16 protein-coding genes are annotated in these 17,945 nt (G+C 46.5%); all 16 read left to right on the top strand.

Translation table 11 applies throughout. The annotated features are described in order from the left end of the window. The 16 genes from BLT35_RS08210 (at position 1) to BLT35_RS08285 (ending at position 17,923) form a co-directional block, all read left to right on the top strand. A complete protein-coding gene (locus tag BLT35_RS08210; protein WP_062409109.1) occupies positions 1–759 on the top strand; it encodes an SDR family NAD(P)-dependent oxidoreductase in 759 nt (252 codons plus the stop codon). Positions 760–933: 174 nt separating this feature from the next. Beyond that, positions 934–1,587, top strand: coding sequence for a GntR family transcriptional regulator (locus BLT35_RS08215; protein WP_062409108.1), 654 nt, complete (start codon positions 934–936; stop codon positions 1,585–1,587). Positions 1,588–2,032: 445 nt separating this feature from the next. Beyond that, the gene (locus BLT35_RS08220; protein ID WP_235594316.1) at positions 2,033–3,100 is read left to right on the top strand and encodes a TRAP transporter substrate-binding protein; all 1,068 of its coding nucleotides are present in this window, start codon (positions 2,033–2,035) and stop codon (positions 3,098–3,100) included. Positions 3,101–3,244: 144 nt separating this feature from the next. Then, positions 3,245–3,826, top strand: coding sequence for a TRAP transporter small permease (locus BLT35_RS08225; RefSeq protein ID WP_062409106.1), 582 nt, complete (start codon positions 3,245–3,247; stop codon positions 3,824–3,826). Beyond that, positions 3,823–5,103 (top strand): TRAP transporter large permease, encoded by a 1,281-nt coding sequence (locus tag BLT35_RS08230; protein ID WP_062409105.1) that lies wholly within the window; start codon positions 3,823–3,825, stop codon positions 5,101–5,103. Before BLT35_RS08225 ends, BLT35_RS08230 begins: the two co-directional genes overlap by 4 nt. Positions 5,104–5,161: 58 nt before the next feature. Next, positions 5,162–6,172, top strand: a complete 1,011-nt coding sequence (locus BLT35_RS08235; protein ID WP_062409104.1) for a zinc-dependent alcohol dehydrogenase — start codon at positions 5,162–5,164, stop codon at positions 6,170–6,172. A 19-nt stretch (positions 6,173–6,191) separates the two neighbouring features. After that, positions 6,192–6,953: an SDR family oxidoreductase gene (locus tag BLT35_RS08240; RefSeq protein ID WP_062409103.1), complete on the top strand. Its 762-nt coding sequence runs from the start codon at positions 6,192–6,194 to the stop codon at positions 6,951–6,953. Positions 6,954–7,031: 78 nt separating this feature from the next. Then, positions 7,032–8,285, top strand: coding sequence for an enolase C-terminal domain-like protein (locus tag BLT35_RS08245; RefSeq protein WP_074727509.1), 1,254 nt, complete (start codon positions 7,032–7,034; stop codon positions 8,283–8,285). Between the two features lie 165 nt (positions 8,286–8,450). Further along, a complete protein-coding gene (locus BLT35_RS08250) occupies positions 8,451–9,590 on the top strand; it encodes a response regulator transcription factor (RefSeq protein ID WP_074727510.1) in 1,140 nt (379 codons plus the stop codon). Between the two features lie 11 nt (positions 9,591–9,601). Continuing rightward, on the top strand, positions 9,602–10,597 hold the full coding sequence (locus tag BLT35_RS08255; RefSeq protein WP_074727565.1) for a sugar-binding protein: 996 nt from the start codon (positions 9,602–9,604) through the stop codon (positions 10,595–10,597). Positions 10,598–10,666: 69 nt separating this feature from the next. Next, a complete protein-coding gene (locus BLT35_RS08260; RefSeq protein WP_175471956.1) occupies positions 10,667–12,022 on the top strand; it encodes a sensor histidine kinase in 1,356 nt (451 codons plus the stop codon). A gap of 171 nt (positions 12,023–12,193) precedes the next feature. Then, positions 12,194–13,213 carry a D-ribose ABC transporter substrate-binding protein gene (locus BLT35_RS08265; RefSeq protein WP_074727511.1) on the top strand — a complete coding sequence of 340 codons (1,020 nt, stop codon included), beginning with the start codon at positions 12,194–12,196 and terminating at the stop codon, positions 13,211–13,213. A gap of 77 nt (positions 13,214–13,290) precedes the next feature. Further along, complete coding sequence (locus BLT35_RS08270) at positions 13,291–14,811, top strand: sugar ABC transporter ATP-binding protein (RefSeq protein ID WP_074727566.1); 1,521 nt, start codon at positions 13,291–13,293, stop codon at positions 14,809–14,811. Between the two features lie 20 nt (positions 14,812–14,831). After that, positions 14,832–15,863: an ABC transporter permease gene (locus tag BLT35_RS08275; RefSeq protein ID WP_062409096.1), complete on the top strand. Its 1,032-nt coding sequence runs from the start codon at positions 14,832–14,834 to the stop codon at positions 15,861–15,863. A gap of 13 nt (positions 15,864–15,876) precedes the next feature. Beyond that, positions 15,877–16,842 carry a Gfo/Idh/MocA family protein gene (locus tag BLT35_RS08280; RefSeq protein ID WP_074727512.1) on the top strand — a complete coding sequence of 322 codons (966 nt, stop codon included), beginning with the start codon at positions 15,877–15,879 and terminating at the stop codon, positions 16,840–16,842. 46 nt (positions 16,843–16,888) lie between these two features. After that, a complete protein-coding gene (locus tag BLT35_RS08285; RefSeq protein WP_062409094.1) occupies positions 16,889–17,923 on the top strand; it encodes a zinc-dependent alcohol dehydrogenase in 1,035 nt (344 codons plus the stop codon). The last annotated feature ends 22 nt before the right edge of the window (positions 17,924–17,945 follow it).

The raw sequence follows: 17,945 nt of genomic DNA on the forward strand, positions 1-17,945 counted from the left end.
TTGGATTTTTCGAAAAAAGTGGTGCTGGTGACCGGAGCAGGATCGGGGATCGGACTTGCCGCTGCCGTACAGTTTGGCAAATATGGCGCTAAAGTGGCAGTGAATTCCCGTACGGCCAGCCATGGGGAAGCAGCTGTAGAGCTATTGAAAAAGGCGGGGGCTGAAGGGATATTCGTCCAAGGCGATGTCTCCAATCCGGCCGATGCCGAACGTATTGTAAAGGAAACCGTCCAAGCCTTCGGCAGAATCGACATCCTGGTCAACAATGCGGGGATTGTACTGCCCGGCAGAGTAGACAACATGTCGGAGGAAGATTTCGATAAAACCATGCAGGTCAATGTAAAGGGGACATTTCTGGTTTCGAAATATGCCGTACTGCAAATGAAGAAGCAAGGCGGCGGAGTGATTGTCAATAACGGTTCTGTCGCGGCATTGAAAGGCCACACCGACAGAAGTGCCTATTCCGCATCGAAAGGAGCCGTGGTATCGTTGACGAAAGCCATGGCGGCCGATTATATCAATGACAACATCCGGGTAAACTGTGTCTGCCCCGGCACGACATATACGCAGGCTATTGAGGAAAAGATCAGAAATGCCGCCGATCCGGCGGCAATGGAAGCGATGTTTACCGCAAGACAGCCGATGGGACGTCTCGGCAGGGTGGAAGAAATCGCGCATGCGATTTTATTCGCCTGCTGCGATGAGTCCGCATTCATGACCGGCAGTCTGATTACGATAGATGGCGGAATGACCATGTAAACGCTTGAACGCATAGAAGCTGTACCTGATTGTAGTTCGTCTACAACGGGTACGGCTTTTTTATACCCCGAAAAAATATAAACATTGAAATTCATTCGGGTATTTATATATAATAAAATTAATTATATATAATAACAGATTTTTTATAAAAAATGATTGAACAGGAGTGAGAAGATGAATCCGATTAATAACCAGTCAACTCGATTGGTTTCTCTAAAAGATGAGATCAAACAGAAACTGAGAGAGGACATTATCTCGAATACATTAAAACCTGGACAGCGTATAGTAGAAACAGAAATTGCAAAAAATCATGGTATTAGTCAGGTTCCTGTCCGTGAAGCGTTAAGGGGATTGGAAGAGGAAGGATTAGTGAAAACAGTTAAATACAAAGGAGCCTTTGTTACTGAGATCAATCAAGTCGAACTTTATCATATTTTCTCTTTACGTACCGAAATAGAAACCAGCGTACTTGAAATTGTTGTCCCCAAATTAACAAGACGGGATACAGGGGAACTGTACGATATAGTTGAAAAGATGAAAAGCGGAACTCCGGACTATTTAACACAATCAGGCTTCGATATGGATTTTCATTCTAAAATTATTGAATGGTCTCAAATTGAAATTTATAACAGGGTATGGGGAATTTTGAACACTCATATTCGAAGGTATATTGCATACCTCCATCCAACTATACAAATAAAACCTGAAGAAGTCTATAAATACCATTTAGAGCTCGTTGAAGTATTGGAACAAGGCGATGTAGAAAAATCAAAGGCAGCATTTAGAGAACATATCATGTCCTTTTGTAATGAAACAAGAATAAAATGAGTGATATAAATGGCTTTTCCTTTAGGAAATTCACAAGGAGAAGCCATTTTTTTATTTAGAAGAAAAAAAACATTATATATAATGTTTAATTTTATATATAAATATCTTGACGATTTTTGTTATATTATATATAATCCGTATTAATATATATAATAAATAGGAGATGGATTGAGAATAAGAAACGGGGGAGACAGACGCTAGACTGACTATAGTTATGATTTGGGGGAGATGCTTCATTTAAACTGCACTTCAATCGATTGAAAGCGCTATATTAACCTCTGCCATTTCATGGGAGAAGGCTTGGAAGAAGAGTAAGAATAAGCGGCCGCTAAACAGAAAACATGTAAATGTGTATGTCTAAACAATAATATGTAACCGCCATCATGAATGATGATTTGTATTTCAATATCTTAACAAGATCAATTTTGTGAGAGGAGCATTACAAGTGAAAAGTTTATGGAAAAAAGCGATTTCCGGTCTGGTCGTCTTTGGTCTTCTTATTTCGGTAATTGGCTGCGGGGGAGGTCAAAATAACAATACTACAGTTCAATCCGGAACCTCTGAAAACAAGGGAATCAGTGAACGTAAATTTAAACTTTCTGTCGGGTTAACCGAGGATCATCCTGAAGGCGTTGGCGGAAAAAAGTTCAAAGAAATCGTTGAGAAAAACAGCGGAGGAAAATTTCAAGTAAACGTATACTTTAACAACCAATTAGGTGATGACAAAAAGGTTTCCGATTCCCTTCAGTCAGGAACCGTGGAGTTGGGGATTATTTCGACCTCGCCACTAACAGCAAGTGTGAAAGAATTCGGTATTTTCGACCTGCCGTTTATATTCAACAATGAAAAAGAAGCCGATGCCGTGTTAGATGGTACGGTAGGAAAAACTTTGCTGGATAAATTGCCGGCCCATAACTTAATCGGGCTCGGATATTGGGAAAACGGGTTCCGTAACCTGACGAATAGTAAGAAGCCGGTAGCTACTCTAGAGGATTTCAAGGGATTAAAAATTAGGACGATTCCAAACCAAGTCCATCTCGATGTATTTAAAGCTTTAGGTGCCAATCCAACACCGATGCCTTTCTCGGAGTTGTTTACAGCAATGGAGTCGAAAACCATCGACGGACAGGAAAATCCCTTGACTGCTATTCAATCAAGTAAATTCTATGAAGTCCAATCCCATTTGAGCCTATCCAAGCATTTGTATACACCATTTATTTTCATGGCCAGTAAGAAATTCTGGGACAAGCTCAATGATCAAGAAAAGAAAATTTTACAAGATGCGGTCATTGAGGCGGGAAAGTTTCAGCGTGAGCTAAACCGGGAAGAAACGAAAAAGTCACTGGAGTATTTGAAAAACAAAGGCATGCAGGTAAGTGAATTTTCAAATGAGGAAACAAAAAAGATTCAAGAAGCCGTTAAACCAGTGATTGACAAGTACTCTAAAGAGCTTGGAGAAGAGCTTGTAAAGAAAATGTTCGATGAGATTCAAAAAGTAAGAGGAGAGAAGTAAACAAGAAAGCCCTAGCTTTTTAGAAGGGAGGATTAGGGTGGATGTGAAGCGGGTGTCGTGAGCATCTTTCATTAGTCCTCCCCATTTCGTCACGGCTGCGATTGATTAACAACTTGATTAAACAACTGGAAAGGAGTGATCACCGTGGTAAAGTTGATCGACAGAATCAGTGGCCTGCTCAATTTTTTTATCGTTTGTTCTTTATCATTGATGACCATATTTGTGTTCGGGAACGTTGTTTTACGGTACGTTTTTAATACAGGGCTCACTTGGTCAGAGGAACTATCAAGGTTTTTGTTTATTTGGATGATTTTTTTAGGATCGATTCTTGGCCTTAAGGATAATGAGCATTTGGGTGTCGACATGATGGTGAAGAAGCTTTCGTATAAGGGTAAGAAGATATGTTTCGTGGTCAGTAATCTATTAATATTAATTACACTTGTGTTCCTGTTTGACGGAAGCTGGAAGCTGACCATCATTAATTTAAATCAAACGGCTCCAGCTTCAGGCCTGCCCTATTTTTTCATCTACGGCATCGGACTTGTTACAAGCATTGGAATGATGGTTATTGTTTTCGCGAATCTATATCGTATTTTGTTCAATAAATATAGCGAGAAAGATTTGATTATGACGACAGACTCGGAAGAACTGGTAGGGCAAGCTGGATTCGGGCATATGAATGAGCGGCGAAACACCGGGGACAGAATAGGAGGCGGAACATCGTGACTCTGGTTGTATTTGTAGCTTCACTGCTAGGAATAATGGCATTGGGTACCCCAATTGCGTTCGCTCTGTTAATTAGCGGTTTAACGCTCATGCTAGTTATGGATAATTTCGATACGCAAATTTTAGCATCCAACCTGATTGATGGTGCCGACAATTTTGCTCTTATGGCGATCCCCTTTTTTATTCTGGCAGGAGAGGTTATGAACGCAGGAGGCATTTCCAAACGGATCATCGCGTTAGCGATGGCTCTCGTTGGCCATGTCCGCGGTGGGCTTGGATACGTTGCCATTATCGCCAGCCTTTTGTTTGCAGGTTTGTCCGGTTCGGCAGTGGCCGATACGGCGGCTCTGGGAGCTATATTAATCCCAATGATGGCAAAGGCGGGGTATGACCGGAACCGATCGGCTGGCTTAATTGCCGCAGGGGGCATTATCGCACCTGTTATTCCGCCAAGTATTCCTATGATTATATTCGGGGTAACGAGTGGTGTTTCCATTTCCAAATTGTTCATGGCAGGGATCGTGCCCGGTATTCTTCTTGCAGTGGCTTTGACCATTACCTGGGCATGGATTGTGCGAAAAGAAAAAGTGGAAACACAGCCGCGAAAATCAGCCAAAGAAATGTGGCTCGCAACCCGGTCTGCCATCTGGGCCTTGATGCTTCCTGCAATTATTATTGGAGGTTTGCGCGGGGGAATCTTTACACCTACGGAAGCGGCAGCAGTGGCTGCGGTGTACGCCTTGTTTGTTGGTATGGTGGTTTACCGTGAGTTAAAGTTTGACCAGCTATACAAAGTAGTGTTGGCTGCTGCCAAAACAACAAGCGTGGTTATGCTTTTAGCGGCTGCCGCTATGGTGTCCGCTTGGTTAATTACAATAGCGAACATACCGGGGCAAGTGACCGCACTTCTCGAACCTTTTCTGGATAACAAGGTACTTCTTTTGCTCGCTATAAATGCATTAGTATTTTTGGTCGGTACGGCCATGGATTTAACGCCTACGATCTTGATTCTTACCCCCGTGCTGATGCCGATCATTGAACATGCAGGTATAGATCCTGTCTTTTTCGGATTGCTCTTTGTGCTGAATAACTGTATCGGACTACTAACCCCGCCAGTCGGAACAGTGCTCAACGTAGCAGCAGGTGTAGGGAAAATTGGAATGGACGATATCATAAAAGGCGTAGTGCCCTTTTTAATTGCGGAAGTGTTGGTTCTGCTCTTGTTAACCATTTTTCCTCAAATCGTTTTGGCTCCTTTAGGGTGGTTGCATCAGTAACCAAGAACCTAAAATAAATGAAATTCTTATTGTAAAAACTCATTTGGAGGCGCATGCAATGAAAGCAGGAATGTACATTGCCGAGAAAAAAGTTCAAACGGAATCCATCGAAAAACCCGTTGCAGGGGAAGGCGAAGCACTGATTAAAGTTGCCTATGCAGGGATTTGCGGTACGGATATGATGATTTTTGCAGGGAAACATCCACGGGCTAAGGCTCCGGTAGTTTTGGGTCATGAGTTTAGCGGAACGATTGAGTCCATTGCGGACAATGATCACTTCCACCGGGGGGATCGCGTAACCGTCGAGCCTTATTTAACTTGCGGAACATGCGCTGCTTGTCTTGCTGGACAGTATCATGTATGTGCAACATTAAGATGCATCGGTATTGATAAGGACGGGGGATTCGCCGAATACGTTGCCGTACCCATTCACCGTCTTCATCATCTGCCTAACAACGTGTCTGATGAAGAGGGTGCGCTGACAGAGCCGCTTGCTATTGCCGTACATACGGTTAGGCGATCGGACCTGAAGGTTGGGGACAGCGTAGTTATTTTGGGAGCAGGCCCGATCGGGCTGCTTATTGGCCAGGTGGCCAAACAGGCGGGCGCAAGCGAGATCTTTATTTCGGATATCAGTCCTTACCGTCTGCAGGTCGCAAAACAAATGGGCTTTACGGCAGTTCATGCGAAAGAAGAGGACATTAAAGAAGCGGTGCTTTCTTTTACTAAAGGTGTTGGTGCCGATATCGTATTTGAGGTTGCGGGAACTCAGGCTACAGCCAATCAGATGATTCAATGTATCAAATACCAGGGCAAAATCGTGGTCGTAAGTGTGTATAAGCAAGCGCCAACCATTGATTTAGCCGCCATGCACTTCAGAGAAATATCTTTGACAACGACAAGATGTGCAAATTCAAACGATTTTGCTATAGCAATTAGACTTATGGAGAAAAAAATTATTGATGTTGCTTCTCTGATTTCCCATAAGCTTCCGCTGGATGATATTCAGCAAGGTTTTTCAACTATGGAAAATACGGATATTTCTTTGAAAGTATTATTTCACCCGTAAAAATAGGAGCGAGAACCCCATGACCATGAATGAATTTAGTCTAAAAGGAAAAGTAGCTGCAATCACTGGTGGAACCCGCGGCATTGGCCGGTCCATTGCTATAGGGATGGCAGAAGCGGGAGCGGATATTGCATTACTGCAGCGCTCGCCTGATCAGGTTTCCGTCAAACAAGAGATTGAACAGTTGGGCGTGAAATGTTCTATTGTTCCATGTGATTTATTTGATCTGCGTCAAGTGAAAGAAGCTATTCCTGCGGTAGTCAATACCTTTGGCAAGATCGATATCCTGGTTAACAATGCAGGTATTCAACGGCGCTCGCCTGCCGTTGATTTTTCAGAAGAAGATTGGGATGACGTTATACAAGTCAATTTAAAAGTGGTATGGCTGCTTTGTCAACAAGCGGGTAAATATATGGTTCCTCAAAAAAGCGGAAAAATCATCAATATCGCTTCCCTCGTATCGTTCCAAGGAGGTATTCTTGTTCCGGCTTATGCTTCCGCAAAGGGGGCTGTGGCTCAATTAACAAAAGCGTTAGCTAACGAATGGTCCCCGCACGGGGTTAATGTGAATGCGATCGTGCCGGGTTATATTGCCACGGACATGAATGAGGCTTTGATGAATGACCCTGTCCGGAGCAGGCAAATTCTCGAACGTATCCCTGCTGGAAGGTGGGGAAATCCAGACGATTTTAAAGCTCCTGCCGTTTTCCTTGCTTCAGAGGGGGCCAGATATGTTCATGGACACTTGCTTGCTGTTGACGGCGGCTGGCTTGGGCGCTAGCTGCGCAGAAAAAAATACGCCTCTGCTTTTCAGAAGAGCTGCAGGATAACTACACCCGTTAAAAGGAGGTCCATCAAGATGCTCAATTTGAAAATTGAAGATGTAAAAGTCATATTAACCGCTCCCGGCGGCATTGATTTGGTAGTAGTGAAGGTCGAAACGAATAAGAAGGGCTTGTATGGGCTCGGCTGCGCTACGTTTACCCAACGGATTTACGCTGTTCAATCTGCGATAGAGAATTATTTGAAGCCTTTCTTAATCGGTAAAGACCCATCTAGAATAGAGGATATATGGCAGAGTGCAAACGTAAGCGGCTATTGGAGAAATGGACCGATTATGAACAATGCTCTTTCTGGAATCGATATGGCTTTATGGGACCTTAAAGGGAAAATAGCCGATATGCCGGTCTATGAATTGTTAGGCGGCAAATGCCGTGACGGGGTTGCGTTGTACCGCCATGTTGATGGCAGCAATGAAATGGAAGTGGAGCGAAATGCCAGACAGCTCATGGATGAGGGATATCAATATCTCCGCGTTCAGATGGGGATGTACGGCGGAAGCGGGACGGAAGACACACGTTTGATTGCCAAAGTCATTTCACGGGCATCGAATATTCAGTCTAAGCATTCGCCGGAACATGTTCAACCCGGGGTTTATTTCGACCCGGAAGCCTACGCGAAAAGTATTGAACATTTATTTGCGCATCTGCGTGCAACCCTTGGATACAACATTGAACTGATCCATGACGTTCATGAAAGAATCGCACCGATTGAAGCGGTTCGATTGGCCAAGAAGCTGGAGCCTTACCATCTGTTCTATTTAGAAGATCCGACATCTCCTGAGAATTTGGATTGGATCGAACTGATTCGTCAGCAGACCAGTACACCGATCGCTATCGGGGAGCTTTTTACAAACGTGAACGAATGGAAGCCATTAATAGCCAAGCGTCAGATTGATTTTATTCGTGCCCATGTAAGCGCGATAGGGGGAATTACGCCCGCCAAAAAATTGGCTGTTTTTGGGGAGTTTTACGGTGTTAGAACAGCTTGGCACGGACCAGGAGATATTTCCCCTGTTGGCGCAGCGGCAAACTTGCACTTGTCTATAAGCACCCCCAACTTCGGTATTCAGGAGTGGACGCCGCTTAATGAGCAGCTGCAAACCGTTTTTCCAGGCTGTCCGATTGTTAAAAATGGATATGCTTACTTGAGCGACCGGCCTGGGCTTGGTATAGATATCATCGAGGAAGAGGCGATCAAATACCCTTGTCAAGGGACGATTCCAATGTGGACGTTAGCACGTACGCCGGACGGCACAGCGGTCAAGCCTTGAGTCTAACTGTTCATACCCATGCCTCCCTGTGCACGTAGTATATGTTTAGATAAGGACCTGGCCAGCGGCCAGGTTTTTCTTATTTTCGCTTGCAGAAAATGGTGTATAATCAAAGTGTGAATAGTAAAATATTTCCTAAAACTCTTGTATGTTAAGGAGGTTGCAATGGCTGAAACTTGCTTTATTGTGGACGATGAGCCCATCGAAGCAAAGGCACTCGAATGGATTTTAAAGGATGCCTTTCCTGAGCTTACAGTGTATCGGGAAACAAGCGGAAGAAGGATACTGGAATTGGCGGAAGCCTGTAAACCGGACTTGCTGATTGCAGATATCCAGATGCCCGGGATTAATGGCCTGGACTTGATTTACGAATTAAAGGATTCGTTTCCTAAATTGAAAGTGATCCTGATTTCGGCGTACGAAGAATTCGAATATGCCCAGCGTGCGATCCAACTGGAGGTCAAACATTATTTGGTCAAGCCGGCCGGCAGGGAAGAAATCGTGAGGACGGTTCGAAGCACATTGGATGAATGCAGAAGGGAACGGAAAGTACGAACGGAACACATCTTGAACCGGGAACGGTTCCAGTTAACGAACCATTTTTTGCAGAAGGAATTATTCAATGGACTGATCCAAGGAACCTTAAATGATGCCAATTTTCAGGAAATGAGACAGTTGCTCGGCATCGATGAAATGCCCGGATACCTGGTAACGTTCAAGCCAATGGGCAGCAGCGGGATGGAGGCGGCCCAAGAGCTCATTCGAAAGTGGAAAGTGCTGTTTCCTGTTGTGCTGGAATTGGCTTTGGGGGAAATGAAGCTGGCGCTGATCTTCTCATCCGAACTTCCTTTGCAGGTAACGGCTGAGCTTGACAAAAATATAAAGCGCTTCCAAAACCAAAAGCAGCCGGGTCTGGTATGGGAAATCCAGCCTGTCGGAACTGAGCTGTCGGCAGTAAGAGAAGCTTTTCGCAGGGTGCTGCTTCAGCTGCGGGGAGACAATCAATTGAAGCTGAAAGTGGAGGATTATATCCGGAAAAACTATCACCGGGACTTGAGGGTGGAAGAGATGGCGGCGTATGCCCGGTTCTCCGTAAATTATTTCAGCAAGTGGTTTAAAAAAAGCTTCGGAGAGACGTTTTCCGAATATCTTACGGCATACCGGGTCGAGCAGGCGGCCGCTTTATTGAGACTAAAAAACGGAGCCAGTATTAAAGAGGTAAGCTTTCAGGTAGGCTTTCATGATCCGAATTATTTTAGCCGCGTGTTTAAAAAAATCAAGGGGAAGAACCCAAGCGAGGTCTGATGGAGATTAAAGTGAAACAGATCTGGTTTCTGTATTTCGTTTTGTTCGCGGCGTTGTTGTCAGGCTCATTCTGGTTAGGGATATCCTTTTATCAATCGTGGGAATTGGCGAAGGATGCGAGGCGGCACTTCACGGAGAATGCGAATCCGGTCAAGCAAAAGCAAATTTTACTGGTATCCGAGGAAGCCAAGCACCCCTACTGGGATGTGGTTCTTAAAGGGGCGCAGGCGGCCGCGGGAGAGGATCTGCGGATTGATCTGCAGGGGCCCTACCGGGCAAGCATCGAAGAGCATCGTCTTCTCATTGAGAGAGCGATCGCTTCTAAAGTGGATGGCATCATCACTCAGGGGCTGGATGACGTGTTTGTTCCCGTCATCAATAAAGCGGTGGAAGCCGGCATTCCTTTGATTACGATTGACACGGACGCCCCCCAGAGCAAGCGATTGGCATTTGTCGGCACGGACAATTATCGGGCGGGCGTGCAAATCGGAAACTACCTGAAAGCGCACCGGCATGATCCTGCTCATATCGGCATCATTTCGGGAAATCCCGAAGGGCAGCATATGAAGCTGCGGATCGAAGGGTTCAAGGAGGCCATCAAGGACCGCAGGGACTTTACGATTGTCGCTTTGGAGGGTTCGCAAATCAGCAAGCTGGAAGCGGTAAAAAAGGCATACGAGATGTTGAAGGAGCACCCGGACATTAATGTGATGTTCGGTGTAAGCGCTTTAGACGGTCCGGGAATTGCGCAAGCGGTGAACAAGTACTTTCCGGCACGCCAGATCGATATCATTGCTTTTGATGATTTGCCGGAAACCGTAGAGCTGATTAAGCAGGGCGTGATTCAAGCGGCAGTCCAGCAGAAGTCATATTTGATGGGCTTTAAAAGCGTGGAATTGATGAGAAGAATTATACATCGGAAGCCGGTATCCCCGATGAACTTTACGGAATCGTTCATTATCGACCGCTCGTCCATGGATGCCTATTTGCAGACAAGAGAGGAGTGAAGGCCTATCCGGATTTACAAAAAGGTATTTATCTATGTGATTATTTTCAGCGCCTTTTTTAACGGGCTGATGTTTATCATTTATTATAATTTCACACAGCATCTCGATAATTATGAAATGATCTTAAGAAGCTTTGTCCGAATGAACGACATTGCCAATACGGTGGAAGCCACGCAAAGCTCTTTGAATCAATATTTAAGCAGGGGCTACGAGAAAGATCGTGATGATCTCACAGCCGGGCTCCGTTTGCTGAACGATTACGCAGCAACCATGGAGCAAGAAACGTTTTTGCACAACAGCCAATTCCAGCTACTTCAATTGACCCATTTGCTGGATCGTTTTCAACAGGAGGTGGAAGTGAGCGTCACATATTATGATCGGCAGGAGATTGATGCCTATACGGCGCATTATGATGAATCGTTCAAGCTGGCCGGATTTATTATGGACAACACGAGAAATATAACAAGCTCTGAATTGACCTCCTATCGGGAGCAGTTTGTTAAAATTACAGAAAGCAAGCATTTGTTTCAGATCATGGGAAGAACCATGTTTTTCGTTTCCATTGTGATAAGTATTCTGTATTCCCTGTTTATTTTTCACGGTGTTTCTTTGCCGTTGAGAAAATTGGCGGCGCGCTCCCGCAAAATATCGTCGGGCGATTTTAATGTAAGCGACATTTCTTTGGAACGAAAGGATGAGATCGGCGAATTGATGGCGGCCTATGTGGTCATGGGCCACAATATCGAGCGGCTGCTAAGAGAAGTCAAAAGCCAGGAGGAATATAAAAGGCTGCTGCAGGAGATGGAGTTAAAAGCGCTGCAAAGTCAAATGAATCCTCACTTTCTGTTCAATACGTTAAATATTATATCCCGGCTGGCCTTCATGGAAAAAGCCTATAAAACGGAAGATTTGATGATGAACCTGTCCAAGCTGCTGAGATATCATCTGAAAAAAGTAGAGAGCCGGGTAACGCTGCGGGAAGAACTGGATATTATCCATAAGTACCTTTATATTCAAAAAGTCAGATTTCAGGATCAGATTGACATTCAATTCGAAGTGGATGAAGCCTGTCTGGATATTGAAATGCCGTCGTTGACCCTTCAGCCCATTGTCGAAAATATTTTTGTTCACGGTATTCAATCTGCGGAAACGATCACCCGAATCCGAATTCACATTTATCGGGACGAGGGCTGCGAAAAGATCGAGATCCATGACAATGGAGCGGGAATGTCCCGCGAAACCATTGAACGTTTGCTGAATGTAAATTCCGAATCCTATGGCTTGGGACTTGGTATTCAAAATGTCATCCGGCGTTTGCGTATCTTTTACCAAACGTCTGACGTCATCTCCATTCATAGTGAAATGGGATCGGGAACCTGCATCAGGCTGAATTTGCCTCGTCATCGGCATTATCAGATCGTTTAAAGCCGCGTAAGCGGCTTTTTCCTATTGGAACAAAAATCCAGAGCGTGGCAAATAAATGCTAGAAAAGGGTTGGAATAGTCAGAATATTGGAACAATCGTGTAGAGTCATTTTGACCGGGCTTTGATACATTGAATTCAGCAATGAAAACATGATATGAGGGGTGTGCCATCATGAAAAACGGATTTACCACTATGCTCATTTTATTGCTCGTATTTCTAACGGCTTGTTCTGGTTCCGCTCCTTCCGGGTCCAATGGAAGCGCAACCAACCAACCTCCAACGCCTGCGCCTCAAGGCGGCGGTACTGCGGATAAGAAGCTCGTCATCGGAACGTCGGTGCCGTCGCTCGAATTTACGTTCTTTGTAGCCGCCCAGAAGTCATGGCAGGAGACAGCCAAGGAATTAGGCGTGGAAGCGCCCTTCTACAATGCAGAGAATAATCAGGCGAAGCAGAACAGAGATGTGGAGGATATGATTGTCAAAAAGGTAAATGCCATCGTTCTCATTCCGATTACAACCGAAGGCGTAACCCCGGCGATCAAAGCGGCCAATGAAGCGGGCATCCCCGTCTTTACGGTAGACCGCAGCGTCACCTCCAAGGATGCCAAGGTTGTCGCGCATATCGGGACCAACCATGAGGATATGGGGGAAAATGCCGCCAAGCTGTTCCTCAAGGGATTGGAAGAAAAATATCCGAACGAGCCGGTATGGAATGTGGCTGAGCTTCAAGGTACACCCGGTTCGTCTGCGGCGATCGAGCGCGGGAAAGGGATTCACAATATACTCGAAAACAATCCCAAGGTGAAGATTGTAGCCAGCTTAAACGGAGAATTTCAATCCACCACTGCGATGCGGGCTGCAGAGAATATCCTGACCGCCAATAAAACTTTGCACGGTTTCATTGCTCATAACGACATGATGATTGAAGGGGCATGGCAGGCGGCCAAGGCGGCAAACCGCGATACGCAGCTCATTATGGTAGGGATGGATGGCCAGAAATCGACCGTAGAAAAAATCAAGTCGGGAGAAATATACGGTTCGGCACTGCAATATCCAAGCATGCTCGGGGACGGGTTAAAGACAGCAGTGAAGCATTTGAATCAGGAGAAGGTGGAGGAGCAGGTATGGGTTCCTACAGATCTTATCGATCAAGCCAATGCGGATGACATGCTGAAAACAAAGGCTTGGTAATCCATGCGGGGAGCTCTATCGGGGGCATGGTAGAGCTTCCGCTTTTATTGAAAACGATCATGGAAAGGGGAGCGGGAATGTCCCGACGGGTAGAAAAGGAATGCGCGCTGTTTACAAAGCATATTGGCAAGCAGTTCAACGGGATAACGGTGCTCCAGGATATCAATTTATCCATATACAAAGGCGAGATTCATACACTATTGGGTGCCAATGGCGCCGGGAAAAGCACTTTGATTAAAATTATCGACGGGATTTATACGGATTACGAAGGGGAAATCTATGTCAACAACCGGCGGGCCGAGATGAAAAACAGCGAGGATGCGAGGCTGCTGGGCATCGGCATGGTTCATCAGGAGCTAAGCCTGATCCCGCAGCTGAATGTGGCTGAGAACATCTATCTTGGGCGCTTGCCGCGAAATTCGATCGGCTTGGTCCATTACAAAAAGCTGCACGAAAATGCGCAGCAGCTTCTTGCTCTGCTGAATTTAACGATCTCTACCAATGATTTGGTCGGCCGGCTAAGTATTGCTGACCGGCAAATGGTCGAGATCGCCAAGATGCTTTCCATGAATGCGGAAATCCTGCTGCTGGACGAACCGACCTCCGCTTTAAGCGACAAAGAAGTGACCCGATTGTTTGAAACGCTCCGTCAGCTGAAGGCAAGCGGCAAAGCGATCATATTCATCACGCATAAGCTGGAAGAAATTTATGCCATATCTGACAAGGTGACCATTATGCGTGACGGACAACAAATCGAAACCTTGGATTTATCCGTTAAAAGTCCGGATCTCGAAAAGAACCTGATTTCTTTAATGACGGGTACGGAGCATCATGAAGAAACGATATATCCCGGGAAGGGAAACGTGCAAGAAGAGATTGTTTTTCGAATTGAGCAGTATACCGGACGAAACTTTCATCATATTTCACTGGAGGTTCGCAAAGGGGAAATCCTGGGGATTGCCGGCTTGAACGGGGCAGGCCGTACGGAGCTGGCGCGTGCGATTTTCGGAGCAGACAGGAAGGACTCGGGAAATACGTATCTCAACGGCCGGCCCATTGTCATTAAAAGCCCTATGGATGCGATTAAACAGGGAATTGCCATGATTACGGAGGATCGTAAAAAAGAAGGCTTCATCGGCTGCCTGGGGGTCAAGGAAAATATTAATTTAACGACGATCCGCGATACGGTCAGGCATCTGCTGCTTCATCGCCGTCTGGAAATACAAAAGGCCAAAAAGTATATAAGCAAGCTCAATATTAAAACCTTTTCCGAGCATGTTCCGGTCCGCAATTTGAGCGGAGGCAACCAGCAAAAGGTCATTTTGGCCAAATGGCTGGCGCTGGATTGCAAGCTGATGATTTTGGATGAGCCCACCAAAGGAATTGATGTCAAAGCGAAATCGGAGATCTATCAACTGATGAGGGAGCTGGCCGAGCAGGGGATCGCCATTATATTTATTTCATCGGAATTTACGGAGCTGATCGGCATGGCGGATCGCGTATTGGTCATGAATCACGGAAAGATCGTCCATGAGCTAAGGAATGAACAGATCACGAAGGAAAATATAATGAATCATATCTTCAAGGATGTGGTCTAGCTGGGAAAGGGGGATAACAGATGGCTGTATCGAACAAAGAAAGTAAGCTGAACCAACATCTCCAACGGTCTTCGGAAGTCCCTCTCGGGAGCAGAGGACTTCGGCAGCTGGATATGACAACGATAGGTCCGTTAATCGGCTTGTTCCTTATTATCATCGTCTTTTCCATCCTTGCCGAAAGCTTTCTTTCTGTAGCGAATATCCTTAACATTTTAAGACAGTCGGCGATTATCGGCATTATGGCCATTGGGGTAACCTTTGTCATTATTACGGCTGAAATTGATTTAAGCATCGCGAGCATTATGACATTCAGCGGTTTAGTTGCGGGCGCTCTTAGCACCGGAGGCTTTGGATTAGGCGTTGCGCTGCCGGTTTGGCTTGCGATCATCTGCACATTGTTCATCGGGGCTATGGTCGGGGCGGTTTCCGGATTTGCCAACGCCAAATTAAAAATACCTACCTTTATGGCAACGCTGTCGATGATGTTTATCGTGGACGGGATCAGCTTATGGTTTTCGGGCGCTCAACCGTTGTACGGCATTCCCGACCGTCTCCAATGGTTCGGTTCGGGCAAAGTATTCGGCATTCCGTCCATTGTCCTTGTTTTTGCAGTGATCTTTGTGATCAGCCACATCATCTTAAGCAGGACGGTGTTCGGAAGAAATGTTTACGCGATCGGGGGCAATGAAGAAGCGGCGAAAATGTCGGGGATCAACGTCGCCAAATATAAAGTACTGGTGCTAACCATCAGCGGCATATTGGCTGCTCTCGCCGGCATTCTCATGCTCGGGCGGATCGGGAGTGCTCAGGTGACAGCCGGGGTCGGTTTGCAGCTTCCTCCGATTGCCGCGGTCATCCTGGGCGGAACCTCGCTGTTCGGCGGAGTGGGCAGCATGTGGAGGACGCTGGTCGGCGTATTGTTAATGGGCGTTCTGGTCAACGGATTAAATCTGCTAGGGGTTGGGTCCGCCGGGCAAAACCTGGCTACGGGCATCGTCTTGTTTGTCGCGGTGGCGGCCAATGTGATGGGCTCCTCCAAAACTAAAGGATAGGGAAGGGATACGAATGAGCAAGCATCGGATAGGTTTCATTGGGACAGGGGCGGTGGCCGAATTGCATCAGCTGTCCGTTGATAAGCTGGAGCATGCGGAATTGGCCGGAATAACGGATTTGAATCAAGAGCGGCTGAGCAGAAGGGAAAAGGAATGGCAGGCCAAGGCTTATCCCGATGCCCGTGCGCTGATTGAATCCGATGAAATAGACATCATCTATATCCTGTCTCCGGTGGAGGCCCATTATGAACAGGCTGTTCAGGCTTTGAAAGCCGGCAAGCACGTACTGATCGAAAAGCCCGTTGCCATGACCGTAGAGCAGATCCGCGAGATCGGTCGGGTGGCGCAGGAAATGAACCGTATATGCTTTCCCGCTCACAATTATATCTACCATCCGGAAATGATCAAGATGAAGCGCTACATCGAAGAAGGGGCGCTCGGGCAAATATGCAGCGCCTGGTTCACATTTATCATTCATCATAGCGAGGAGCTGGCTTCACACTATCCGGGCGTGATCCGGCAAATCATGACCCATCACCTGTATACGACCCTCTATTTGCTGGGGAAGCCTGAGGCGATGAGCTGTTCCGCGACGAAACTGCACTATCAAACACTGGAACGCGAGGATCAATCGGTTATGCTGCTGGAAATGCCGGGCGGCGCACAAGCGGTTCTCTTTTCAAGTTTTGCTTGTGACGACGATACGAGCAGTCCGTGGACGTACCTGGTCAAGGTGTTGGGTACCCAGGGAGGAATGAATTATTCCTGGAGAGATGTGCTGTACAACCGGGCGATCGGTACGCTTGGCAAAGCCTATCCCAAATATGAGGAATTGTTTTTCTATGAGTCTGAATACTTTATTAATGAATGCATCGACAAGGGGAAGGCTCCGTTATCTACTTTGCAGGATGCGGCGGTGGTTCAGTACATGGTTGAGCTGGCCGAAGCCAATTTGGGCAAACATATGATCTCCTGCTGATGAACGGATAATAAGCGGCATGGAAACAGGTAGAGAGGAGCTTGGCATGAGATTGGCGAAAACGATGCAAGCGGTGCAAATCACAGGTCCGAGAATCATTCGCTGCGGCGAACTGGAAGTGCCTGTCTGCAGGGAGGATGAAGTTCTGGTCAAAGTCCATTGTTTAGGCGTCTGCGCTACAGATTTGGAAATCTATCAAGGGACGATGGTCTATTTTCAAACGAATCAATCCTCCTTTCCCGTCATTCCGGGTCATGAGTGGTCGGGGGAAATCATCGCCTTAGGCAGCGAGGTACAGGATTTTAATGTAGGTGACCGGGTCGTTGGGGAGACAACGATAGCGTGCGGGCATTGCTCTTATTGTCAAAAGGGGAGGTATAATCTGTGCCCCAAACGATTGGAAAACGGAGTGCTGGGCAAAGACGGAGCGGCTGCGGAGTACATGGTTTATCCCGCCCATGCGCTTCACCGTTTTGATGCTTCTCTTTCGTATGAGGAAGCTTGCCTGATCGAGCCTGCGGCCGTGGCCTTCCGTGGAGTAAGCAAAATATCGATTACTCCCGAGGATACGGTGGCGGTGATCGGGGCGGGCCCTGTCGGGCTGCTTGCCGTACAGATGGCGAAGGCGTTCGGTGCGAAAAAAGTGGTTCTCTTCGATATCCGCCACCGCCGTTTGGAAATGGGGTTACGCCTCGGTGCGGACGAAACGATGAATGTAAAAGACGGGACAAGGACGGATTTATTTACGGCGGTGGTGGAAGCGACCGGAAATGCTTCCGTTGTGGAATCGCTATTGGACTATATCGTGCCGGGAGGGCGGATTAGTTTGCTTGGATTGTGCGGAGGTAAACGGGCTGCTTTTGACGTGGATCAGTTCGTAACCTACGATCTTGAAATGCATGGGTCATTAGGCAGTCCCGGCGTATGGAAAACCGTGATCGAACTGCTGCAGTCCGGTAAAATAAATACGGCGCCGCTCATCAGCCACCGGTTTGAACTTCACGAATTGGAAAAAGCATTCCAGCTCATGGAGAATAAGGACCCGGATATATTAAAAATCGTGCTCAACGTGGCACGCTGAAATGAATGGAGGCTCGGATAGG

The organism is Paenibacillus naphthalenovorans (assembly GCF_900099895.1).
GTDB lineage: Bacteria > Bacillota > Bacilli > Paenibacillales > NBRC-103111 > Paenibacillus_G > Paenibacillus_G naphthalenovorans.